The sequence below is a fragment of the Kitasatospora sp. NPDC056076 genome (assembly GCF_042266305.1).
In the GTDB taxonomy this organism is placed as follows: domain Bacteria; phylum Actinomycetota; class Actinomycetes; order Streptomycetales; family Streptomycetaceae; genus Kitasatospora.
Genome location: NZ_JBHJWG010000014.1, coordinates 24443 through 48162, shown reverse-complemented (window position 1 = coordinate 48162; position 23720 = coordinate 24443). Strand labels below are relative to the sequence as shown.

The 23720-nt window shown below is 72.5% G+C and carries 19 protein-coding genes and 1 pseudogene; 10 read left to right on the top strand and 10 right to left on the bottom strand.

Annotation, left to right across the window (positions count from 1 at the left end):
• From ACFC1T_RS13975 to ACFC1T_RS13965, 3 genes and pseudogenes are all read left to right on the top strand, one after another.
• Positions 1-210: pseudogene (locus ACFC1T_RS13975) on the top strand (ATP-binding protein); the annotation flags it as partial.
• A gap of 201 nt (positions 211-411) precedes the next feature.
• A complete protein-coding gene (locus tag ACFC1T_RS13970; RefSeq protein WP_375887807.1) occupies positions 412-1785 on the top strand; it encodes a hypothetical protein in 1374 nt (457 codons plus the stop codon).
• 22 nt (positions 1786-1807) lie between these two features.
• Positions 1808-2026: a zinc ribbon domain-containing protein gene (locus tag ACFC1T_RS13965; RefSeq protein WP_375887805.1), complete on the top strand. Its 219-nt coding sequence runs from the start codon at positions 1808-1810 to the stop codon at positions 2024-2026.
• Between the two features lie 27 nt (positions 2027-2053).
• Here ACFC1T_RS13965 and ACFC1T_RS13960 read toward each other — a convergent pair whose 3' ends face one another.
• The 3 genes from ACFC1T_RS13960 to ACFC1T_RS13950 are packed head-to-tail and all read right to left on the bottom strand — an operon-like array spanning position 2054 to position 6877.
• Positions 2054-2992, bottom strand: coding sequence for an HAD family hydrolase (locus tag ACFC1T_RS13960; protein WP_375887802.1), 939 nt, complete (start codon positions 2990-2992; stop codon positions 2054-2056).
• Positions 2992-5634 (bottom strand): phosphoribosyltransferase, encoded by a 2643-nt coding sequence (locus tag ACFC1T_RS13955; RefSeq protein ID WP_375887799.1) that lies wholly within the window; start codon positions 5632-5634, stop codon positions 2992-2994. Before ACFC1T_RS13955 ends, ACFC1T_RS13960 begins: the two co-directional genes overlap by 1 nt.
• Positions 5635-5683: 49 nt before the next feature.
• Positions 5684-6877: an HpcH/HpaI aldolase/citrate lyase family protein gene (locus ACFC1T_RS13950; RefSeq protein WP_375887796.1), complete on the bottom strand. Its 1194-nt coding sequence runs from the start codon at positions 6875-6877 to the stop codon at positions 5684-5686.
• Positions 6878-7252: 375 nt separating this feature from the next.
• Here ACFC1T_RS13950 and ACFC1T_RS13945 point away from each other — a divergent pair, with 375 nt between their 5' ends.
• Positions 7253-8500 (top strand): TerD family protein, encoded by a 1248-nt coding sequence (locus tag ACFC1T_RS13945; protein ID WP_375887793.1) that lies wholly within the window; start codon positions 7253-7255, stop codon positions 8498-8500.
• A gap of 153 nt (positions 8501-8653) precedes the next feature.
• On the opposite strand, the gene ACFC1T_RS13940 is transcribed toward ACFC1T_RS13945, so the two are convergent.
• Positions 8654-9412 carry a Tellurium resistance gene (locus tag ACFC1T_RS13940; RefSeq protein ID WP_375887791.1) on the bottom strand — a complete coding sequence of 253 codons (759 nt, stop codon included), beginning with the start codon at positions 9410-9412 and terminating at the stop codon, positions 8654-8656.
• Between the two features lie 412 nt (positions 9413-9824).
• Here ACFC1T_RS13940 and ACFC1T_RS13935 point away from each other — a divergent pair, with 412 nt between their 5' ends.
• Complete coding sequence (locus ACFC1T_RS13935) at positions 9825-11000, top strand: DUF2637 domain-containing protein (RefSeq protein ID WP_375887790.1); 1176 nt, start codon at positions 9825-9827, stop codon at positions 10998-11000.
• Between the two features lie 121 nt (positions 11001-11121).
• Here ACFC1T_RS13935 and ACFC1T_RS13930 read toward each other — a convergent pair whose 3' ends face one another.
• The 5 genes from ACFC1T_RS13930 to ACFC1T_RS13910 form a co-directional block, all read right to left on the bottom strand.
• Positions 11122-12216, bottom strand: coding sequence for a DUF475 domain-containing protein (locus ACFC1T_RS13930; protein ID WP_375887788.1), 1095 nt, complete (start codon positions 12214-12216; stop codon positions 11122-11124).
• Between the two features lie 169 nt (positions 12217-12385).
• On the bottom strand, positions 12386-12964 hold the full coding sequence (locus ACFC1T_RS13925) for a TerD family protein (protein ID WP_375887786.1): 579 nt from the start codon (positions 12962-12964) through the stop codon (positions 12386-12388).
• A gap of 309 nt (positions 12965-13273) precedes the next feature.
• Positions 13274-13849, bottom strand: a complete 576-nt coding sequence (locus ACFC1T_RS13920) for a TerD family protein (RefSeq protein WP_375887783.1) — start codon at positions 13847-13849, stop codon at positions 13274-13276.
• Between the two features lie 186 nt (positions 13850-14035).
• Positions 14036-14494, bottom strand: a complete 459-nt coding sequence (locus ACFC1T_RS13915; protein WP_375887780.1) for a peroxiredoxin — start codon at positions 14492-14494, stop codon at positions 14036-14038.
• 293 nt (positions 14495-14787) lie between these two features.
• A complete protein-coding gene (locus ACFC1T_RS13910; protein ID WP_375887778.1) occupies positions 14788-15228 on the bottom strand; it encodes a DUF3052 domain-containing protein in 441 nt (146 codons plus the stop codon).
• 517 nt (positions 15229-15745) lie between these two features.
• Here ACFC1T_RS13910 and aceE point away from each other — a divergent pair.
• Positions 15746-18496, top strand: a complete 2751-nt coding sequence (gene aceE, locus ACFC1T_RS13905; RefSeq protein ID WP_375887776.1) for a pyruvate dehydrogenase (acetyl-transferring), homodimeric type — start codon at positions 15746-15748, stop codon at positions 18494-18496.
• A 99-nt stretch (positions 18497-18595) separates the two neighbouring features.
• A complete protein-coding gene (locus ACFC1T_RS13900) occupies positions 18596-19042 on the top strand; it encodes a nitroreductase/quinone reductase family protein (protein ID WP_375887774.1) in 447 nt (148 codons plus the stop codon).
• A 67-nt stretch (positions 19043-19109) separates the two neighbouring features.
• Here the strand turns inward: ACFC1T_RS13900 and ACFC1T_RS13895 are convergent, their stop codons facing one another.
• A complete protein-coding gene (locus ACFC1T_RS13895; protein ID WP_375887772.1) occupies positions 19110-20717 on the bottom strand; it encodes an MFS transporter in 1608 nt (535 codons plus the stop codon).
• Between the two features lie 217 nt (positions 20718-20934).
• On the opposite strand from ACFC1T_RS13895, the gene ACFC1T_RS13890 reads away from it, so the two are divergent.
• The 3 genes from ACFC1T_RS13890 (at position 20935) to ACFC1T_RS13880 (ending at position 23712) form a co-directional block, all read left to right on the top strand.
• Positions 20935-21621 carry a TetR/AcrR family transcriptional regulator gene (locus ACFC1T_RS13890; RefSeq protein ID WP_375887769.1) on the top strand — a complete coding sequence of 229 codons (687 nt, stop codon included), beginning with the start codon at positions 20935-20937 and terminating at the stop codon, positions 21619-21621.
• Positions 21622-21736: 115 nt separating this feature from the next.
• On the top strand, positions 21737-23041 hold the full coding sequence (locus ACFC1T_RS13885) for a sensor histidine kinase (protein WP_375887766.1): 1305 nt from the start codon (positions 21737-21739) through the stop codon (positions 23039-23041).
• Positions 23038-23712 (top strand): response regulator, encoded by a 675-nt coding sequence (locus ACFC1T_RS13880; protein WP_375887764.1) that lies wholly within the window; start codon positions 23038-23040, stop codon positions 23710-23712. Before ACFC1T_RS13885 ends, ACFC1T_RS13880 begins: the two co-directional genes overlap by 4 nt.
• Positions 23713-23720: the final 8 nt, after the last annotated feature.

Sequence of the window (23720 nt, the reverse complement as noted above, 5' to 3'; positions counted from 1 at the left end):
CACCCGGCCCCGGTCGGTGGCGGGCACCAGCACCCCGACCACGACGACGAGGACGAGGAGACCGCCGACCCGGCCGGTGCCCCCGTCCTGCGCGTCGAGACCGCGCCGACCCTCCCCCGCGGCCTCGCCCTCCTCGACGCCCCCGACATCGACTCCCTGGTCACCGGCAACCGGCTGCTCGCCGCCGAGCTCATCGCCACCGCCGACATCTGCTTTGTAAGAGCAGCGCTCTACCACTGAGCTACGCGCCCCCGGTCGTGGCCCTTCGGGCGTACGACGAGTGCCTAGGGTACCTGGTCCGGCGGGGTGGTGTGGTGCGGGCGGGGTGGGGTGGTGGGAGGGGGCTGCCCGTGGTGCGGGGGGATCGGGGAGAATGGGCGCGGATCAGCGGGTCGGAGCAGGGAGCGCGCAGTGGCGGTGGCCGGCGGGAGCGGGCGGCGGGGGCGGCGTCGGGCGGGGAGTGCGCTGGGCGACGCGCTGGTGTTGCCGGTGGTGCTGGCGGGTGCGTTGGGGGCGGTCGGGCTGGCGTCGGCGGGCAGTGGCGGCTGGTGGGGGCGGCGGGGTGCCGGGGACGGTGTGCGGGCGGAGGCGCGGGAGGCGCGGGCCGCGGCGCAGGAGGCGTTCTACGAGCTGGACGAGACGCAGCGCGAGCTCCGGCTGGCGGTGGAGACCGTCCGGGCGGTCGAGGAGGGTGCGGCGGCGCAGCGGGTGCTGGCCGAGCTGCCGGCGATCTCCGGCCGGGTCGAGCAGGTCACGGTGAACTACCTGGCCGCGCTCGACGCCCATGACCTGGACCGGGAGGACCTGGACGCCGGTTCGGTGGCCCAGGCCCGGCGGCTGCTGGTGGACGTGCAGGGCCAGCTCCGCTCGGCCCGCGCCGAGCTGACCGACTTCCTGCGCCGCCTCCAGCCGACCCTGGTCCACGCCGAGCAGCAGCTGATGCGGGTCACACCGGCCGTGGAGCAGGCCAAGCACGCGCTGCTGCGGGCGACCACCACGCTGGACGAGGTGCGCGGCGCCGGGCTGCGGGCGGACGACCTGGCGGCCCGGCTGGCCGAGCTGGCGCCGGAGTTGGGGCGGCTGAACGAGGGGGCGGCGCGGCACGGCGTGGCGGCCACGCTGCAGCGGGCCGAGGAGGTGCGGCGGCGGGCGGAGGCGATCACCGCCGACGCCGCCCAGCTGCCCGAGCGGGCTCGGGAGCTGGACCGCCGGGTGTCCAGCCTGCGGACCCGGATCCAGGCGCTGGAGACCAAGGCGGAGACGGTCGATCCGGCGCTGAGCGAGCTGCGCCGCCGGTTCAGCACGGCCTGCTGGCAGGACCTCCAGCGGGTGCCCGAGCAGGTCGCCGAGGCGGGCCGGGCCGCCGGGCGCAAGCTCGCCGAGGCCGCCCGGGCCCGGGACGAGCAGCGGTGGGCGGACGCCACGGCCGCGATCGGTACGGTCCGCGCGCTGCTGGAGACCGCGGACGGCTCGGTGCAGGCCGTGAACGACCGCTTGCGGCAGCTGAACGAGGTGCAACACGACCCGAACCGGGAGGTGGAGCGCGCCCGCTTCGCCGTCCGGGACGCCCAGCGGCTGGCGATGGCGGGCCGCACCGCGCCGGACCCGCGGCACGCCGGCCCGCTGGACGAGGCGGTGGCCCGACTGGACCGGGCGCTGGAGACCCTCCAGGCCTCGGGCCGGCACCCCGACTACTGGCACTTCCTGACCGAGCTGGCGGCGGTGCGGGAGACGGCGGCGCGGGTGATCGGCATGATCCGCGGCGATCTGGGCCCGCACCGTTGAGCGCGGTCGGTACCCTGCCGGTATGCCACGCTACGACTTCCGCTGCCGCTCCTGCGGCGCCACCTTCGAGCTCCGCCGCGCGATGGCGCAGGCCAACGACCCCGCCGTCTGCCCGCAGGGCCACCCGGACACCGTGAAGCTGCTGTCCACCGTCGCCGTCACCGGCGCGGCGGGCGGCGCGCCGCAGCAGGCCCCGAGCGGGGGCGGAGGCGGCTGCTGCGGCGGCGGGTGCTGCGGCTGACCGAGGAGGACCGGTGGCGACCGACGGCTAACCGGCGACGACGGGGTCGGCGGGCATGACCGAGGCGGTGGCCGCGGTGGCCGCCGCCAGGAACCGGCGGACGATCTCCTCCCCCGCCGCCACCCCCACCTCCGCCAGGGCGGTGACGCCGGGGGCCGTCCATCCGCCGTCGGCCAGTTCGCCGTGCCCGGGCCGCCATCCGGCGTCAGCGGCGAGCAGCAGGTCGGCGTCCAGCAGGGAGTCGCCGGCCGCCAGGACGGTGTGCGCGCCGCTGCGGCGGACGGCCTCGGCGAGCGCGGCGCTCTTGGTGAGCGGCTGCGGCACGGCGTACACCTTGCGGCCCTGCAGTGAGACCCGCCAGCCGCGTTCGGCGCACCAGCCGGTGAGTTCGGGCAGCCAGCCGTCGGGCAGCCGGTCGCGTTCGACGACCAGGTAGGCGAACTGCTCGTCGGCTACCCGCCGTTTGCGCGTCCACTCCGGGTCGGCGCTCAGGGCGAGTTGGCGCACCACCTCGTCCAGCGGGGCGGCGCCGGCGGCGATCCGCGCGGTGATCTCGCGGCGCCAGTCGCGGTCCGGCTCGCCGTCCATCAGCAGCTGCCCGCCGTTCGCGCAGATCGCGTACGTGGGCGTCGGTCCGGGCAGGTTGACCCGTCGGTACTGTTCGACGGTCCGGGTGGTGGCGGGTACGAAGCGGGCCCGGCGGCCCAGTTCGACCAGCAGGGCGGCGGCCCGTTCGGTCAGGAAGGACAGCGGGCGGCCGTCCAGCACCTCGACGCAGAGCAGCCGCGGCGCGGGCCGGTCGGGGCCGTCCAGGGCCAGGGCCCGCTCGGAGTAGATGAGCGTACGGTCGAGGTCGCTGGCCACCAGCACGCCACCCTCGTCACCGCCCGGACCACCCGCTCCGCCCGGACCACCTGCACTGCCCGCACCGCCCGCACCGCCACCCGTACCGTCCACGGCACCCATCAGGACTCCCTCCCCGTCACGGCCCGTCCGCTCTCCCCCGTCGCGCCCCGACTGTAGCGGGGGTGGATGAGGCCCACGCAGCTGTACGGCAGCCCGTCCACCTCCTCGACCGGGACGCCGCGTTGGGCGGCGAGCAGCCGTACGTGGTCGAGGTCGGTGCCCGCGCCGCGCCGGGCCAGCACCCGCCAGGGCACCCGGCGCAGCAGCACCCGGGTGGTCTCGCCGACGCCGGGCTTCACCAGGTTGATGTTGTCGATGCCGTACTCGGCGCTGATCCGCTCGACGGCGGCCCAGCCGGCCCAGTCGGGCGTGCGGTCCGGGTCGGCGGCGAGCCGTCCGGCCGCCTCGACCGCGAGGGCGCGGACCTCCCCGAAGTGGTCGGCCACCGCAGTCAGGAAGGCCTCCGAGACGTCCCCGCCCGCGAGGTCGGCGTAGTGCTTGGCGCCGTGGAAGTCTCCGGGGCCGATCAGTCCGGCCCGCAGTACGGTGCGCGAGACCAGCCCGGACACCGTGGAGTTGAGGCAGGCGGAGGGGATCAGGAAGTCCTCCCGGGTGCCGTACGTCCGGACGCAGCGGCCCGGGTCGGCGAGCACCGCGAGGTCCGGGTCGAAGCCGGTGCCGGCCAGCGCGTCGGTGAGTTCGCGGGTGATCGCGCCCTTTCCGGTCCAGCCGTCCACGAAGACCACGTCGGACGCCCGGTGGTGGGCCGCCAGATAGCGCAGCGCGACCTGGTCGATGCCGCGGCCGCGGACGATGGACACCGCGTAGTGCGGGACGGACAGGCCGTGGGCGAAGGCCAGCCAGCGGCGGACCAGGATGCCGACCGGCGTGCCGGCCCGGGCCAGCGAGGCGAGCACCAGGCCGGGCCCCCGCTCGCGCAGCAGGGTCTCGGCGACGGTGCCGACGGCGAGCGCCATCCGGCGGGCCGAACCGCGCAGCGCCTGGTGGAACAGCTCCTGGTACTCGGCACTGGGGCAGTACTCGACCGGCAGCGACTCGGCGTAGTGGGCGCCGCCGTGCTGGACGGCCTCCTCCCGCTCCTCGGTGGGGGCCTCCAGCGGGACGTCGGAGAGGTCCTTGAGCAGCCAGGCGACCTCCTCCGGACGGTAGGAGGAGAACTCCGGCCCGTACAGCGGAGTCGGCAGCGCAGCCGGCAACGGGGAGGACAGCACGGAGGACAGCGCGGAGGACGGTACGGAGGGCAGCACCGGGCGGTACGAGGGGAGTACCGCGAGGACCACCCGGTCGGTCACCTGCCGCAGCTGGCGCAGCAGCGCGTACTCCCCCTGGTGCAGGGCCGGGGTATCGGCTACGTCGTCCACCACCAGCACCACGGCGTCGAAGCGGCGGGCCCCGTCCTCACCGGGGGCGACGTTGTAGACGTAGCGCTCGCGCGAGCCGCCGTCCTGCGGGTCGTCGTGGGCCGGGAAGACCAGCCGGGTGCGGATGGCGTAGCCGGGATCGTCCACGGCGAGGACGGGCGAGCGGGTGGTGGTGGAGTAGCGGATGCGGTCGCCGCCGACCCGCTGGGCGAGCGCCTCGGCGAGCCGCAGCGGCGCGTACATCAGCTCCTCGAAGCCGAGCACCAGGACCCGCTGCTGCTCAGCACCGTCCACGCCGTCCACCGCCGCGCCGGCACCCACCGCCGCACCGTCCGCCGGCCCGGCGCCCGCCCCCAGCGCCTGCGCCAACTGCCCGGCCAGGGCGGGCAGTACGGCGTCCAGCCGCTCGCGGTCGTGCGCCGTGAAGCCGTGCCGTCCACCGTCCGGCAGCCCGGCGGGCCAGTCCAGCTCGACCCGGACCAGCGGGGCGGGCTCGACGGCCGGCGGCGGGGCGGCCGGGGGGACGGCGGCGATCAGCCGCTCGGCCCGGGCCACGATGTCCTCGGGCAGGTCGACGCCACCGCTCGCGGTGGCCACCACGTCGAGCCGGGCGCCGAGTTCGGCGGCGGCTGCGGCGAGCCGGTGCCGGTCCTCGGCGGAGCGCAGGTCGACCAGGGCGACCACCACGTAGTGGCCGCGCGGGTGGCGGCGGTGCAGTTCGCGGATGGTGTTGAGGACGGTCCGGCCGGTCGAGAGCTCGTCGTCCACCAGCACCAACGGACCGTCACCCGAGAGGAGTTCGGGGTCGGCCGGGAGGAGCAGGTGCCCGGTGGCGTGGGAGTGCTCCTCCTCGAAGCCGCCGAGCGGGGGCACCCCGGGGACGGGGCGGCGGGTGGAGTGCAGGCAGGGCGCGTCGAGCCCGTCGGCGACGCTGTGGCCGAGGCCGGTGGCGGTCTCCGCGTAGCCGAGCACGACGGCCCGGCCGGCCTCCGCGGGGCCGAGCAGCTCCCGGACCCGGCGGCCGAGTTCGAGGCCGGCGCCGTGCACCACGGCGGGCCGCTGCGGGACGTGCTTGCCGAGCACGCTGGAGACCAGCAGGTGGGCCCGCTTGGGGTTGCCGGACCGCAGGGCCAGACCGACCAGTTCGGGCAGGCGCTCCGATCCGGTCAGCGCGATCCCGGCCCGCTCGGCGACCCAGCGCCCGGTCCAGCCGCCCTCCGCCGCCACCGCCGCCGTCTCTGCTCTCTTCACTGCTGGTCCCGCCTTCGGTGGTGCTGATCGATCGGTTCGCGCGTGTCGGGTCGTACTGGGTCGGGTCATGCCGGGTCGGATCGGGTCGGGTCATGACGGTCGGATCGAGGGGCCGGGGTCAGCCGCACAGGCAGGCGGACAGGAGCTCCGCGAAGCTCACATCCTCCCGGGCCACCCCGAAGACCTCCGCCCGCAGCAGCACCCGCTCCGCCCAGGCGCGGTGCGGCCGGGCCTCGTTCATCTTGTTCGTGTACGCCGAGCGGAGTACCCCGCCGCCGTCCTGCTCCTGTCGCAGGATGTCGCGCGCGTCGCAGTACTCCTCGTGCGTGACCACGGACAGCGCGTGCACCGCGGGGACGTGGCTGGGATGGATGCAGGTCTTGCCCAACAAGCCGTTGGCCCGGTCGAGTTCGACCTCACGGATGAGCCCGTCCAGGTCGTGCTCGATGATCCTCCGGCGGACCTCCTCACCGGAGGCCCGGGCGGTGCCGGCCGTCGCGGCGAACGGGGTGCGGCGCAGCTGCGGCTTGAACATCCGCTCCTGCACCGGGAAGTACTCCCAGACCGGCCCGGTCACGGTGTACCCGGTGCCGTCGGCCCGGCCGAGCACATTGACGACGTCACCGATCACGGCCGCGACCAGGGCCACGTCGTAGGCGGTGAGGTCGGGTGAGCGCCGCAGCCCGTAGGCGGAGCACAGGTCGGTGACACCGAGCCGGACGGCGAGCACCCGGTCGCGGTGCTCGGCGAGCAGGTCGGCGATGCCGAAGAGCTGCTCGCGCCTGGTCTCCAGGTGGGCGAGTTCGGGCGTTTCCAGGACGGGCATGGCGAACAGCCGCCGCCCGGTGGCGGCCTCGGCGGCGGCGAGCGCGGCCAGGTAGGCGCCGCCCGTCTCCGGGGTGAACTTGGGCAGGACGAAGCCGCTCAGCAGCCCGACGGCCGGGCCGAGCCGCTCGGCCAGGTCGAGGATCTGCCCGGCGGTGCGGACCCTGATGAAGAGAAGCGGATGATCCTGTGCACAATCGGTGAAATCATTGACCAGGTCCGACAACTGCTCGACCAGGTTGCGTTCGCCCGCGTCCACCTCGTGGTCGGCGATCGCGTCCTCCAGGCAGAGCACCATCGACACCACGCCCTGCCCGGCCAGCTTGCGGATGTCGGCGGCCAGTGCGGGCCTGGTCGCGGGGCTGTAGAGGGTGCCGCCGAGGGCGGTGGCGAGCACCGCGGGCTCGCTCCCCGCGGTGAACGTCCGCGGCTGCTCCAGGAACAGCCGGGCACGGACGTCGTCGGCGAGGTGGCCGAAATGGCGCATGGTGCTCTCCTCGGGGCTGGACGGCGGGCTGGCCGACCGGACGGACGGCCTCCGGCCCGCGGTTTCCGCCTGGACGCACCGCCGGCGGACTCCCCTCCACCGGCCTCCGGGGGCCTGTTCGAAGGCCCATCGTACGGACGGTTTCCGGCCGTTCCCGGCGTCGGGGCACTGAACTCCCGGAACATCCGGCCGGCACCCGACCCACCCGGAACGATCATCCTGCGGGCAACGGCCCGGCGCGAACGGACCACTCGCCGGTCAGCGAAGGCCCGCCGCAAACCTCGATCCGACGCAAGTCTTGGCAAAGTCCGCCCCCACGCCGACCGTCCCGGTCACGTTGTCCGAAGGGGTGGCGAACGGGCAGGATGGTCCGCTATGACGCACGTGATGGCCAAGGGCGCCAACATCGCACTGCCGGCGGCGGCGGTCCGCGCCGTGCTGCGCTGGAGCGCCACGCCCGGTGCGCCGGACGTGGACGCGTCCGCGCTGCTGCTCGGCACCGACGGCAAGGTCCGTTCGGACGCCGACTTCGTCTTCTACAACCAGCCCCGCCACCCCTCCGGCCTGGTCCGCCACCTGCCCAAGCAGCACACCGCGGGCGGCGCCGAGATCATCGACACGGTCGAGGTCGAACTGGCCAAGCTGCCGGTCGAGGTGGACCGGGTGGTGCTGGCCGGTTCCTCCGAGGGCGGCTCGTTCCGCGCCGTCCCGGGGCTGCGGCTGCTGCTGTTCGACGCCGCCACGGGTGACGGCGCGGTTCCGCTCGCCGAGTTCGCGATCGTGGACGCCGAGAACGTGTCCGCGCTGGTCGCGGGTGAGCTGTACCGGCGCAACGGCTCGTGGAAGTTCCGGGCGATCGGCCAGGGGTACACGTCGGGGCTGATCGGCCTGGCCACCGACTTCGGCATCACGGTCGACGACGAGGCGGAGGCCGCCGCCGCGGCCGCGGCCCGGTCGGCCCAGGCTCCCGCCTCCACCGCCACCCCCACCGGCGCGGTCGACCCGCGGGCCACCCCGCTGCCCGACCCGCGCTCCGAGGCCCGGCCCGAACCCGGCACCTTCACCCTGAGCCCGGCCGTCCCCCAGTCCCCGACCCAACCTCCGGCCCAGCCCCCGGCCGCTCCGGCCACCCCGGCCCCTGCCCCGGCGGCCGCCACCGCGAACGGCCCGGCCACCCCGCCCCCGCCGGTGGCCCCGCCCACCGTGCCCCCGAACGTCCCGCCGGCCCCGCCCGCGCCCCCAGCACACCAGCCGCCGACCCACCAGCCCCCGGCCCACCAGCCGGGCACCCAGTCGGGCGGCTACGGCTACCCGCAGCACCAGCCCGGCACCGGGTACGGCTACCCCCAGCACCAGCCCGCGACCGGCTACGGCTACCCCCAGCCCCACCAGCCGTACCCGCCGCAGCAGCCCCAGCCGGGCACCCACTCCGGCGGCTACGGCTACCCCCAGCACCAGCCCGGCACCGGGTACGGCTACCCCCAGCACCAGCCGGGCACCGGCCAGCAGCCGCCCGTCCCGCCGCAGCCCCCGGCACCGGCACCGGCACCGGCACCGACCCAGGGCCCGCCCGCCGAGGAGTTCGCGCTGCCCCCACAGGGCCCGCAGTTCCAGCCCCACTGACCCACTGACCCACTGCGCCGTCCCCACCGGAACCACCGGAACCACCGCGCACCCCGGACCCGCCCCACACCCCGCCCCGCCGAGCCCGACGCCCGGCGGGGCCGCCCCGGGCGACACCGCGGCCCCGGGCAACACCACGCCCCCGCCAGGGACTCAGTCCCCGCCCCCGCCCGGCTGCTGCCCCTTGTACCCCCGCTGCCACTGCATCCCGAAGCCGTACAACCGGTCGATGTCCGCCTGGAACCCGTTCACGTACCGCACCTCGCGGCGCACGGTCAGCTGGTTGTCCCCGGCGTTCTCGATCAGCACCACCGCGCAGGAGCGCGCCGACCGGGCCCGTTCGTCCAGCTTGATCTCGATCCGCGGCCCGGTCTGCGGCACGATCGTTATCACCGCGTGGGTCTGCTCGAAGGCCGGGGTGCCGTCGTAGATGTAGACGAAGATCAGCAGCCGCTTGAACTTGTCCTTCTTCTCCAGGTTGACGTACATCGTCTCGCCGGAGGGCGCCCCGTACTGGTCGTCGCCGCTGAGCTTGATGAACGGCGGTTCCCGCAGGTCGCCGAAGAGTTCACCGAGCGGCTGCACCACGCCCCGGGTGCCGTCGGAGAGTTCGTACATGCAGGCGAGGTCGAGGTCGACGTTCAGCTGCTCGTTGCCGCCCGGCGAGTCGGGCTCCAGCGGGCTGAGGATCCGCGGGCTGAAGAAGCGTTTGAGGGTGTCCCGGGTGCTCGGCCGGACGGCGCCCGAGCGCATGGTCCAGTGCAGGTTGACGTAGAGGTAGCCGGTGGTGGCGGCCGAGCCGGTGATCGCGTGCTGCGGCGCCGACTTGGTGAGCGTGACCTTGTGCTGCCCGCCCGGGTTGTCGAAGGTGTAGCTCTTGTCCCCGCGCAGGTACTCCCAGATCGAGACCATCCAGTCCTCTCCCCCTGCCTCCGTGCGGCGGTCTGACGATCCGCCGGTCCATGGACGATCCGCCGGTCCATGATCGGGCATCGACCGGGCCGACGGATACCCGAACTCCTCCTTTCCCTACCCCGCCCGGCCGTTGACGCCCACCCGCAGCGCGAACCCGCGGCGCGAACCCGAACCCGCGACCCGAACCGGTGGGTCGATTGGCCCGGGGAAGCCGCCCTCCCGTAACATGCCGCCCCTTCGGACGCGATATCGTCTAGCCGCACAGGTGTCCCGTCCGCCCCTGCGCGGGCGCGGTGGGCACGTCGTGCGGCGACGAACGAACCGTCAGGCGGCACCCGCCCCGCGGGACCTGACCACCTGTGTCGCGCTGTGAACCTGTCCCCTGCGGAAACCCGAGGCCCGACCCGCAATGAACCTGACCTCCATACAGCTGGTCTGGACCGTCGTCGGCGGCGCAGCCCTGCTGTTCATCGCCATCCTGATGGCGACGCTGCGATTCAAGAGCACGAAGCACGACGAGGCCGGCGATTCCTGGGAGCGCAGCGAGGAGCGCCGCCGCCGCAAGGAGATGATCTACGGCATCTCCTCGTACACCCTGCTGTTCTGCTGCGCCGGCGTCGCGGCCGCGCTCTCCTTCCACGGCCTGGTCGGCTTCGGCATCGAGAACCTGGGCCTGTCCAACGGCTGGGAGTACCTCGTCCCGTTCGGCCTGGACGGCGCCGCGATGTTCTGCTCGGTGCTCGCCGTCCGCGAGGCCAGCCACGGTGACGCCGCGCTCGGTTCCCGCCTGCTGGTCTGGGTGTTCGCGATCGCCTCGGCCTGGTTCAACTGGGTGCACGCCCCGCGCGGCCTGGGCCACGCCGGCGCCCCGCAGTTCTTCTCCGGCATGTCGATCTCGGCGGCGATCCTGTTCGACCGGGCACTCAAGCAGACCCGCAAGGCCGCGCTGCGCGAGCAGGGCCTGGTGCCGCGTCCGCTGCCGCAGATCCGCATCGTCCGCTGGCTGCGCGCCCCGCGCGAGACCTACGCGGCCTGGTCGCTGATGCTGCTGGAGAACGTCCGCAGTCTGGACGAGGCGGTCGAGGAGGTGCGCGAGGAGCGCCAGGCGAAGCTGGACGCCAAGGTGCGCGCCCGTTCCGCCGACCGCCGCGAGCGGGCCGAGTTGAAGGCGATCTCCCGCCAGGGCGGCATGCTCGCCCGGGCCCGCGGCGGGCGTCAGGTGCCCGCGCTCACGGCTGCCGGAGACGGCCAGACCGCTACGGAGCCTGCCCTAGCCGCCGAGAGCGACCGCACCGCCCCGACCGCGCACGACCCGTACCTCTCCCCCACCCCGTCCCTCTCGGCGAGCACGCTGGACCGCTCCGCCCTGGACGCCGGCCGCCGCCCGCGTGCCGCCGTCGGGTCGTCCTACGCCTCCGCCACGAGCGGTTCCACGAGCGGCTCGACCGGCAGCTCGGCGTCGTCCTCGTCCTCGTCCTACCGCAGCTCGACCATCGACCTGACGGCCGACGACGACACCCTCTCGATGCCGAAGCTGGACTCGCTGGAGCGCAAGCTGCGCGCGATCGAGCAGCAGCTGGGCTGACCCCCGCCCGGCACCCCGCAGGAACAACGCAGGAACAACGCGAACGGCCGCCCCCGGATCCCCGGAGGCGGCCGTCGCGTTCCCCGGCCCTACGGCCGGAGAGAGGGTGTGGGGCGGCGGACTACTGCCCGCTGCCCACGAGTTCCTTCTCCCCCTCCGCCGCCTCGCGCCGGTTGCGCAGCATCGAGGAGAGGAGGGCCAGCCCGATGAAGGCGACACCGATCAGGCCGGTGACGATCTCCGGGATGTGGTACTTGATCCCGACCAGCAGGATCACCGCCAGCGCGCCGATCGCGTAGTGGGCGCCGTGCTCCAGGTAGACGTAGTCGTCCAGGGTCCCCTTGCGGACCAGGAAGACGGTCAGCGAGCGGATGTACATCGCGCCGATGCCGAGGCCCAGGGTGATCTGGAAGATGTCGTTGGAGATCGCGAAGGCGCCGACCACGCCGTCGAAGGAGAACGACGCGTCCAGGACCTCCAGGTAGAGGAAGAGGAAGAACGCGGCCTTGCCGGCCACCTGGACGACGGACTTGCCGGACTTCTCCGCCTCCTCCTCGCGCTCGGCCTCTTCCTCCAGGCCCGATTCGAAGATCGAGGAGAGGCCGCCGACGACGAGGTAGGTGACCAGGCCGAGCACACCGGCCAGCAGAACGGTTTCGGCGTGCTCCGCCGCGAAGAAGCGCGAGGCCAGCACCAGCGCGACCAGGGCGACGACGCTGGACAGGGCGTCCAGCTTGCCGACCTTCTCCAGCGGGCGCTCCAGCCAGCCGAGCCAGTTGTGCTCCTTCTCGTCGAACACGAAGTCGAGGAAGATCATCAACAGGAAGACGCCGCCGAAGGCCGCGATGGCCGGGTTGGCCGCCTCCAGGTACTGGCCGTACGTGAGGCCGTCGTGGGTCGCGTTGGAGTGCAGGGCGAGGTCGATCACCGTCGCGGGGTTGAGCTTCGCGGTGAGGCCGACGACCAGCAGCGGGAAGACCAGTCGCATCCCGAAGACGGCGATCAGCACACCGACCGTCAGGAAGATCTTCTGCCAGTACGGGTTCATCCGCTTCAACACCGTGGCATTGACCACCGCGTTGTCGAAGGACAGGGAGATCTCCAGGATGGAGAGGATCAGCACGATGCCGAAGCCTTGGGCTCCCCAGAGCAGTCCGGCCGCGATCAGGCCCAGGGCGGTGATCGCGAACGACCAGCCGAATGTGCGGAGGAACACGGGAGTTGGCTACCTTTCGGGTTCTGGCCGTGTCGGGGGCGGCCTGGTCCCGAGACGCCTGACCGGGCCGGGCCCGGTCAGGTCACCCCCGCACTGCCCTCTGTTCTCTTGATCGTTTGATCGGTGATCATCTGATCGTTGATCGGTGCGATAAGTCCGTTTTACGCCCTTACTGTACGTTGACGCCGAAGTCGAGCGCGATCCCGCGCAGGCCGGAGGCGTACCCCTGGCCCACCGCGCGGAACTTCCACTCACCCGCGTACCGGTACAGCTCGCCGAAGATCATCGCGGTCTCGCTGGACGCGTCCTCGGACAGGTCGTAGCGTGCGATCTCCTCGCCGCCGACGGAGTTGACGACCCGGATGTAGGCGTTGCGCACCTGTCCGAAGTTCTGCAGCCGGGCCTCGGCCTCGTAGATCGAGACCGCGAAGACCACCTTGTCCGCCTGGGCCGGGACCAGCTCCAGGTTGACCAGGATCAGCTCGTCGTCACCCGCGTCGTCGCCGCCCACGAGGTTGTCGCCCTGGTGCTCCACCGAGCCCTCGGGGCTCTTGAGGTTGTTGTAGAAGACGAAGTACTCGTCACCGAGCACCCGTCCGCCACCGCAGAGCAGGGCGCTCGCGTCGAGGTCGAACGGTGCGCCCGTGGTCGAACGGGCGGACCAGCCGAGGCCGATCTGGACCTGCGTCAGGTTCGGCGCGGCCTTGGTGAGCGAGACGTTCCCGCCCTTGGCGAGCGTGACCACCATGGTGTTCTTCCTCCCTTGCTTCTCCCGGGGCGCCATACAGGTGTAGTCCCCCGCGGCCCCGGCCGGCCCGCTTCGGCCGGCTGAACTTCCTGAACTCACATCCTCGCAGCGCACCGGACCCCGACGAAGCCGGGCCGCTCCCGACCCCCCTCGAAGCTGCCCCCGCCCCCCGACGAAGCCGGTCACGACACCGTCCGGAACCGTCCCCGACCCCCCGACGAAGCCGGGGCGGCCCCGGACCTCGAAGGTCCGGGGCCGCCCCGGGGACCGCGCAAGACCCCTGCGCCGCAGGAGGACTCAGACGAGGACTCAGACGTTGACGCCGAAGTCCTGGGCGATGCCGCGCAGGCCGGAGGCGTAGCCCTGGCCGATGGCGCGGAACTTCCACTCGCCGCCGTTGCGGTAGAGCTCGCCGAAGACCATCGCGGTCTCGGTGGAGGCGTCCTCGGAGAGGTCGTAGCGCGCCAGCTCGACGTTGTTCGCCTGGTTCACCACCCGGATGAACGCGTTGCGCACCTGGCCGAAGTTCTGGCCGCGGTTCTCGGCGTCGTAGATCGACACCGGGAAGACGATCTTCTGCACGTCGGCCGGGACGGTGGCCAGGTTGACCTTGATCGCCTCGTCGTCGCCCTCGCCCTCACCGGTCAGGTTGTCGCCGGTGTGCTCGACCGAGCCGTCCGGGCTCTTCAGGTTGTTGAAGAACACGAAGTTCCCGTCCGAACCGACCTTGCCCTGCTCGTTGCAGAGCAGCGCGCTGGCGTCCAGGTCGAAGTCCGTCCCGGTGGTGGTCCGGACGTCCCAGCCCAGGCCGACCACGACGGCCTGGAGACCCGGCGCCTCCTTGGTGAGCGAGACGTTGCCGCCCTTGCTGAGGCTGACTCCCACGTGTCCTCCAAGAATCGGGAGGCACGGGTGGTGCCCCCGGGTGGTGCGGTTCTCGGCGCCGACCGACGAAAAACGGACGTACGCCGCACTCCGCCAACGGCCCGAGCGTAGTACCGGGTTCCCGTACGCACGCCCGAACGACGGGGCCGGAGGGTCGCACGGGCCCCGTGGGGCCGTCCGGGGGGCTCAGAGGCCCGCCAGGGCCTTGAGGTACTCCTGCTCGTCCCGGGCGTCCGGGAGGCCGTTGACGACGCTCCAGCGCACCGTGCCGGCCTTGTCGATCACGAAGGTGCCGCGCAGCGGGCAGCCCTTCCGCTCGTCCAGGACGCCGTAGGCCCGGGTGACCTCGCCGTGCGGCCAGAAGTCGGCCAGCAGCGGGAACTCCAGGCCCTCCCGGTCGGCGAGGACCCGCTGGGAGAACTGCGAGTCGCAGGAGACGCCGAGCACCTGGACCTCGTCGTTCTGCAGCCCGGCCAGCTCGCGCTGGATCGCGCCCAGCTCGCCGGTGCAGACGCCGGTGAAGGCGAACGGGTAGAAGACCAGGACGACGTGCTTGCGGCCGCGGAAATCGGCCAGCCGGACCGTCTCCCCGTGCTGGGTGCTGAGCTCGAAGTCCGGAGCCTGGGTGCCGATCTCGATGGCCATGAGCGGGACCTTTCTGACGCGACCTGGCCGCGCTACGGGCACGGCAGGCGACATCCTCGCATCCGTTGACCGACGTTCGGCCGAACGGATGACGCCGCCCACCGGAAGGCCCACCCCTTCCGCCCTGAGCGAACGCACAGAACACCCGGAACACCCGACTCCCGGATCGCCCGGAGCGCCCGGAACGCCCGCGGCACCCGCACCCCCGGCCGCCCGGGGAGCCGCACGAAAAAGCGCCGGGCCCCGACGGAGGAGGTCCTCCGAAGGGGCCCGGCGCGAGGCTCGGGGCCCGTTCAGCGCTGCTTGGGCTGCTTCGCCGTGGACTTGGTCGCCAGCCGGGTCGCCGCCCAGTCCTTGGCCACCGCGATCGAGCTGGTCTGCGACAGGCCGGAGGTCTTCGCCGCGTCCGCGATGTCGGACGCCTCGATGTGGCCGTCCCGGCCGGTCTTGGGCGTCAGCAGCCAGATCAGCCCGCCCTCGGCCAGGTACTCCAGGGCGTCCACGAGGGAGTCGGTGAGATCCCCGTCCTCGTCGCGGTGCCACAGCAGGACGGCGTCCGCGACGTCGTCGTAGTCCTCGTCGACGAGCTCCGTCCCGGTGATCTCCTCGATGCCCTCACGGAGATCCTGGTCAGTGTCTTCGTCGTACCCCAGCTCCTGGACGATCTGGCCTTCTTCGAAGCCGAGACGGGTCGCCGGGTTGGACTTGTCCGCGGGGTCCGCGGTCGCGCTCACGGGAATAACCTCCAGTATTCGGCCCGGCATCCATGCCGAGGCTGTGGCCGTAGTCCACACGGGCGCGGCGGTTCGCGCAAGTACCCGACCGCCGATCCCCCCCAAAGGTTGACGTGTCGCAGCGGGACACGCCGGGCGAGGTGTCGGGAATCACACCGATTTGCCCTTCTCTGCGTGGGACAAGGATGCTTCGGGTGGTCCCGGCCCACAGGCCGTACGCGTGCCCGAGATGCGAACGGCATTCGGGGTCCGCGCGTGCGCGGGCGTAGAGTCTCCTGTTGGCCCTCACCCCGGCCGCCCGCCATCGGGCGGACGGGACACCAGGTCGGACCACCTCTTTTCGTAACACCCGGGGGTGTGCGGAGCGGACGAAGAAGCCCGCGACGCGCACCACCAGACCGTTCCGTCCACCAGGCGGAACGGTTACCGATCGGTAGAGATGACGGATCTCCGAGCGCGGTAGCACGATGGAGGCGGCGCGACACACCTCAGTTTCGACCGACAGTGAAGGAACAGCGTGGCTTCCGGATCCGATCGCAACCCGATCATCATTGGCGGCCTTCCGAGTCAGGTCCCGGACTTCGATCCCGAGGAGACCGCGGAATGGCTGGAGTCGCTCGATGCGGCCATCGACGAGCGGGGGCGTGAGCGTGCCCGTTACCTGATGCTGCGGCTGATCGAGCGCGCCCGCGAGAAGCGTGTCGCCGTGCCCGAGATGCGCAGCACGGACTACGTGAACACCATCGCGACCAAGGACGAGCCGTTCTTCCCCGGCAACGAGGAGATCGAGCGCAAGATCCTCAACGCGACCCGCTGGAACGCGGCCGTCATGGTCTCCCGGGCGCAGCGCCCGGGCATCGGCGTCGGTGGGCACATCGCCACCTTCGCCTCCTCCGCGTCGCTGTACGACGTCGGCTTCAACTACTTCTTCCGCGGCAAGGACGCCGAGGGCGAGTCGGGCGACCAGATCTTCTTCCAGGGTCACGCCTCCCCCGGCATCTACGCCCGCGCCTTCCTGCTGGACCGACTCACCGAGCAGCAGCTCGACGCGTTCCGCCAGGAGAAGTCGAAGGCCCCGTACGGCCTGTCCAGCTACCCGCACCCGCGGCTGATGCCGGACTTCTGGGAGTTCCCGACCGTCTCGATGGGCCTCGGCCCGCTCGGTGCGATCTACCAGGCGCGGATGAACCGCTACCTGGAGCACCGGGGCATCAAGGACACCTCGGACTCGCAGGTCTACGCCTTCCTCGGCGACGGCGAGATGGACGAGCCCGAGTCGCTCGGCCAGCTCTCGCTGGCCGCCCGTGAGGGCCTGGACAACCTGACCTTCGTGGTCAACTGCAACCTGCAGCGCCTGGACGGCCCGGTCCGCGGCAACGGCAAGATCATCCAGGAGCTGGAGTCCCAGTTCCGGGGCGCCGGCTGGAACGTGATCAAGCTGGTCTGGGACCGCAGCTGGGACCCGCTGCTCGCGCAGGACCGCGACGGCGTCCTGGTCAACAAGCTGAACACCACGGTGGACGGCCAGTTCCAGACCTACGCCACCGAGACCGGCCAGTACATCCGCGACCACTTCTTCGGCGGCGACCTGCGCCTGCGCGCCATGGTCGAGAACATGACCGACCAGCAGATCCAGCACCTGGGTCGCGGCGGCCACGACCACAAGAAGATCTACGCGGCGTTCAAGGCCGCCCGCGAGCACCAGGGCCAGCCGACGGTCATCCTGGCCCAGACGGTCAAGGGCTGGACGCTGGGCCCCAACTTCGAGGGCCGCAACGCCACCCACCAGATGAAGAAGCTGACGGTCGAGGACCTCAAGCGCTTCCGCGACCGGCTGCACCTGCCGATCACCGACAAGCAGCTGGACGAGGGCTACCCGCCCTACTACCACCCGGGCCGCGACTCGGAAGAGATCCAGTACATGCACGACCGCCGCAGCGAGCTGGGCGGCTACGTGCCGACCCGCAAGGTGCGCCCGCGCAAGCTGGAACTGCCCGGCGACGACGCGTACAAGGCGGTCAAGAAGGGCTCCGGCAACCAGACCATCGCCACCACCATGGCGTTCGTCCGGGTGCTCAAGGACCTCATGCGGGACAAGGGCATCGGCAACCGCTTCGTGCCGATCGCGCCGGACGAGTACCGCACCTTCGGCATGGACTCGCTGTTCCCGTCGGCGAAGATCTACAACCCGCTGGGCCAGACCTACGAGTCGGTCGACCGCGACCTGCTGCTGGCCTACAAGGAGTCGCCGACCGGCCAGATGCTGCACGACGGCATCTCCGAGGCCGGCTGCACCGCCTCGCTGATCGCCGCCGGTTCGTCCTACGCGACCCACGGCGAGCCGCTGATCCCGGTGTACGTCTTCTACTCGATGTTCGGGTTCCAGCGCACCGGCGACCAGTTCTGGCAGATGGCCGACCAGCTGGCCCGCGGCTTCGTGATCGGCGCCACCGCCGGCCGCACCACGCTGACCGGTGAGGGCCTGCAGCACGCCGACGGCCACTCGCACCTGCTGGCCTCGACCAACCCCGGCGTCGTCGCGTACGACCCGGCGTACGGCTTCGAGATCGCGCACATCGTCCAGGACGGTCTGCGGCGGATGTACGGCTCCAGCGCCGAGCACCCGCACGGCGAGGACGTGTTCTACTACATGACCGTCTACAACGAGCCGATCAAGATGCCGGCCGAGCCCGAGAACGTGGACGTCGAGGGCATCCTCAAGGGTCTGCACCGGTACGCGCCGGCCACCGCCGGCCAGATCCCGGCCCAGATCCTCGCCTCCGGCGTGGCCGTGCCGTGGGCCCTGGAGGCCCAGCGCATCCTCGCCGAGGAGTGGAACGTCAAGGCCGACGTCTGGTCCGCGACCTCCTGGAACGAGCTGCGCCGCGACGCGGTGGAGGCCGAGGAGTTCAACCTGCTGCACCCCGAGGAGCAGCAGCGGGTGCCGTACGTCACCCAGAAGCTCCAGGGCGCCGAGGGCCCGGTCGTCGCCGTGTCCGACTGGATGCGCGCCGTTCCGGACCAGATCGCCCGCTGGGTGCCGGGCCAGTACCAGTCGCTGGGCGCCGACGGCTTCGGCTTCGCCGACACCCGCGGTGCGGCCCGTCGCTTCTTCCACATCGACGCGCAGTCGGTCGTCCTGGGCGTGCTCACCGAGCTCGCCAAGCAGGGCAAGATCGACCGCTCGGCGCTGAAGGACGCGATCGACCGCTACCAGCTGCTGGACGTGACCGCGGCCGACCCGGGTGCCGCCGGCGGCGACGCCTGATCACCCGCTAGCGCCTGAGAGGGGCCGGACTCCTGTACGGGGTCCGGCCCTTCGGCGTTCCCGCCCCGGACACCCGGGTCAGGTCCTACGCTCGACGCCATGACGAACCAGAGCACGCACCACCACCCCGAACCCGCCGACGGCGCGGGAGAGTTCAACCGCAAGGTGATCGCCGAGTTCCGGGCCGGCGCGGGGGTGGTGGGCGGCGACCTCGCCGGGATGCCGCTGCTGCTGCTCACCGTGGTCGGCGCCCGCAGCGGCGAGCCGCGCACCACCCCGCTGGTCCACCTGCCGGACGGCGAGCGGCTGGTGGTCTTCGCCTCCAACGGCGGCAGCGACACCGACCCGGTCTGGTACCGCAACCTGGTCGCCCACCCGGAGGTCACCGTCGAGCTCGGCACCGAGCGCTACCCGGCCGTGGCGGCCGCGGTCGACCCGGCCGAGCACGACGCGCTCTGGGCCCGCCAGTTGGCCGCCCAGCCGCAGTTCGCCGAGTACCGCGAGGCCGCCCGGACGATCCCGCTGGTGGCCCTCACCCGGGTCTGAGCGGCACCCCGGGCAGCACGACGGCCCCGGTCTCCCCCACGGAGTCCGGGGCCGTCCGCCGGCCGGCTCAGATGTGCACGGCCGGGCCCGCGTCGGTCTCGCCGCGGCGGGTCAGCAGGGCCAGCAGGGCGGCGCCGAACGCCACCACCGCGGCCACCATGAAGGCCAGCGACATTCCGCTGACGAAGGACTGGTGCACGGCGCCGGCCATCAGGTCCACCGCCTGCTGCGGGGTGCCGGGCGGGGCCGGCGGGGCGATGCCCAGCTGGGCGGCCTGCTTGAGGCCCGCGGCCGCCTGCGGGTCCTCGACCGGCGGCAGGCCGGCCTTGGCCCAGTTACCGGGCAGCACGTCGCCGACCTTGGCGGCCATCAGGGCGCCCAGCACGGCGGTGCCCAGGCTGCCGCCGACCTGCATCGCGGCCTGCTGGAGGCCGCCGGCCACGCCGGACAGCTCCAGCGGGGCGTTGCCGACGATGACCTCGGTGGCGCCGACGATGACCGGGCTGATGCCGAGGCCCATCAGGACGAACCAGAGCGACATCACGCCGGTGCCGGAGCCGGTGTCCAGGGTGGACATGCCGACCATCGCCCCGGTGGTGAGCAGCATCCCCACCATGATCGGGATCCGCGGGCCGAGCTTGCCGATCGCGAGGCCCGCCAGCGGCGCGCCGACGATCATCATGCCGGTCATCGGCAGCAGGTGGATGCCGGCGTCGACCGGCTTCATCCCGTGCACGTTCTGGAGGTAGAAGGTCACGAAGAAGATCGCGCCGAAGAACGCGAAGGCCATCAGCACCATCAGCAGCACGCCCGCCGACAGCGGCACCGAGCGGAACAGGCTCAGCGGGATCAGCGGCTCCTTCGCCCGGCCCTGCCAGAGCGCGAAGAGCACCATCAGCAGCACCGCGCCGCCCAGGAACAGCAGCGTCCGGGCGTCGCCCCAGCCCCACTCGGGGGCCTTGATGATCCCGAAGACCAGCGCGAACATCCCGACCGAGAGCAGCCCGATGCCCGGCAGGTCGAAGGACTTCGCGGCGTTCTCGGCCCGGACGTCCTTGAGGATCCACAGGCCGAGGGCCACCGCGGCCAGGCCGACCGGGATGTTGATGAAGAACACCGACTCCCAGTTGACGTGCTCGACCAGCAGGCCGCCGACGATCGGGCCGGCCGCGGTGGACGCGCCGATCACCCCGCCCCAGATGCCGATCGCCATGTTGAGCTTGTCGGCCGGGAAGGCCCCGCGCAGCAGGCCGAGCGCGGCGGGCTGGAGCAGCGCGCCGAACAGGCCCTGGAGGACGCGGAAGGCGATCACGGTCTGGATGTTGCCCGCGAAGCCGATCGCGGCCGAGGTGGCGGCGAAGCCGACCGCGCCGACCAGGAAGGTGCTCTTGTGGCCGAAGCGGTCGCCGATCTTGCCGGCGGTGATCAGGAAGACCGCGAGCGCCAGCAGGTAGCCGCTGGTGACCCACTGGATCTCGGAGGGCGCGGCCTTGAGCTTCTCCTGGATCACCGGGTTGGCGATCGCGACGATCGTGCCGTCCAGGGCGACCATCATCACGCCGACCGCGACGGTCAGCAGGGTCAGCCAGGGGTGCCCCTTGAGCCCTCCCCCGGCCGGCGGCTTCGACGGCGGCGCCGCGTCCGCCTCGGAGTTCTTGACGACGGACTGACTCATCTGGGCCCTCCGGGGGCGTGACAGAGACCGGCACGTGGTGGTGGCGCTGCGACGACCCACCCGTCCCCACGAGTGCCCGGCCGACGAGCGCCACTCCGGCAGATTATGTCAGCGACTGACATTCGGCAAACAGTGACTTGTGGCCGGAACTGCCATTTGTCAGGCGGCTAAGGTTGTGCTCCCACCCGCCACACCCGCGCCCCGGAAGGCCCCCGCCATGGCCGCTCGCACCCCCCGCCCCGTCGGCACCCCGGAGGACCTCGGCCGGGTCCCCGGCCTGCGCGAGCGCAAGAAGCAGCAGACCCGGGACGCCCTGGTGCAGGCCGCCCACGCGCTCTTCCTCGGCCAGGGCTTCGCCAGGACCACCGTCGACGAGATCGCCTCCGCCGTCGACGTCTCCCAGCGCACCTTCTTCCGCTACTTCGCCAACAAGGACGAGGTCGCCCTCGCCGTGATGGCCGACGCCGAGGACTACTTCATCCACTGCCTGCACCACCGGCCCACCGAGGAGACCCCGCTCCAGGCCCTGCGCGCCTCGATCGTCCAGGCCTGGCGCGACCTCGGGAACGCCCGGGCCTCCGGCCCCAACTCCATCGGCAGCGCCCTCGAACTGCTGCGCATCATCGAGGACACCCCCGCCCTGCTCGCCGCCCACCTGCGCCGGGTCACCGAGCAGGAGCGGCTGGTGGTCCAGGTGCTCGCCGAACGCGAAGGACTCGACCCCGCCGAGGACCTGCGCCCGGTCGTGCTCGCCGCCGTCTTCGGCAGCCTGCTGCGCGCCGCCCACCTCTCCTGGACCGCCGAGCAGGAACCGGCCGGCCCCGAGGGCATGGTCGTGGTGATCGAGCGCTACTTCGACCAGCTCGGCCCCGCCCTGGCCGGCCACTGGCGCGACCGCCCGTAACGCCCGCAGCGCCCGCCCGTAGTACCCGGGTACCACCCCGTACCCGGGTGGTACCCGGAGGTTCGCGCTCCAGTCCGACGCGCGACCCGGGCCCGTGCTCCTAGGCTGGCCCGCGATGAAGACGCTCACCGCCGCCGACGCCCGCAGGTTCGCCGCCCGACAACTGCGCACCCTGCGGCAGAACCTGACCATCCCCAGCGAGAACGAGACGCCGCTGCTCGGGAACTCCCGCCGGCGCTGGGTGCGCAGGATCCCGTTCGCCGTCGCGATCATCCTCCAGGCCTCGCTGATCCCCTCCGGGATCGCCACCCTGGTCGGCTTCTACGGCCTGGTGCTGCCGGTCGCCGCCGCACTCACCGTCGCCCAGACCACCCCGCTGTTCCTCGCCATCACCCGCCCGCTGGCCGCCTGGTGGATCAGCGCCCCCACCCTGGTCCTCACCGCCGCCATCACCGCCCGCCACCACCAGCTGATGGGCAGTTGGCCGTGGACGGCGCCGATGATCATCGCGTACCTCTTCCTGCTGCTCGCCCTCGGGCTGCGCGAGCGCCGGGCCACCGTGGTCTCGGTCTGGATCGCCACCTTCCTGCTCACCGTCCTCACCACCACCCTCGGACTGCCCCGGGCCGGCGACGGCACCACCGTGCTGCTGATCGCGCTCAGCGGAGCCGTCCTGCTGCTCGGCTGGGCCGTGCAGGACCGCGCGGTCGCCCGCCGGCTGCTCACCGAGCAGGAGCAGATCAGCGAGGTGGAGCGCGAGCGGCGCACCCTGCTGGAGGAACGCGCCCGGATCGCCCGGGAGTTGCACGACGTGGTGGCCCACCACATGTCGGTGATCGCGGTACAGGCCGCCAGCGCGCCGTACCGGATCCAGGGCGTCCCGGACGACGCCGCCGAGGAGTTCACCGCGATCGCCGGCACCGCGCGCGAGTCACTGGCCGAGATGCGCCGGCTGCTCGGGGTGCTGCGCAGCGAGGACGCCTCCGGGGAGAAGGCCCCACAGCCGGGCGTGGCCCAACTCGCCCAGCTGGTCGAGACGGTGGGGCGGGCCGGGGTGCCCGCCGAACTGACCGTGGACGAGGGGCTGGCCGAGCTGGTGCCGCAGGCCGTCGGCCTCTCCGTCTACCGGATCGTCCAGGAGGCGCTGGCCAACGTGGTCCGGCACGCCCCCGGCGCCCGGACCTGGGTGTCGCTGTCGGCGGACGGCCCGGAACTGCGGCTCACCGTGGTCAACGCGCCCCCGTCCCAGCACACCGAGTCGCTGGAGGCCTCGGTCGAGGGCACCGGGCACGGCCTGGTCGGCATGCGTGAACGCGTCCGGCTGGTCGATGGCAGGCTGGACACCGGCCCGCTGCCGGACGGCGGCTTCAAGGTGGCCGCCGTCCTGCCGCTCGACCCACCCCAGGAGACACCCGTATGACCATCCGCGTGATCATCGTCGACGACCAGGCCATGGTGCGGGCCGGCTTCGCCGCCCTGCTCAACGCGCAGAGCGACATCGACGTGGTGGGGGACGCGGCGGACGGCGCCCAGGCCCTGGAGGTCACCGGCCGCACCCACCCGGACGTGGTCCTGATGGACGTCCGGATGCCCGTCATGGACGGCCTGGAGGCCGCCCGGCGACTGCTCGACCCCGACGTCCCCGGCGCCCACCGGCCCAAGGTGCTGATGCTGACCACCTTCGACGTGGACGACTACGTGTACGAGGCGCTGCGCGCCGGGGCCAGCGGCTTCCTGCTCAAGGACGCCCCGCCGGCCGACCTGATCGCCGCGGTCCGGGTGGTCGCGGCCGGCGAGGCCCTGCTCGCCCCCTCCGTCACCCGGCGGCTGATCGCCGACTTCGCCCGCACCAAGCCCGCCAGGCGCCGCGACCCCAAACTGCGGCTCAACGGCCTGACCCCGCGGGAGACCGAGGTGCTGGGGCTGATCGCCCGCGGCCTGTCCAACCAGGAGATCGCCGCCCAGCTGGTGCTCGCCGAACAGACCGTCAAGACCCACATCGGGCGCATCCTCGGCAAGCTGGACCTGCGCGACCGCGCCCAGGCCGTGGTGCTGGCCTACGAGTCCGGCCTGGTAACCCCCGGCGAGTAAGGGGGGTT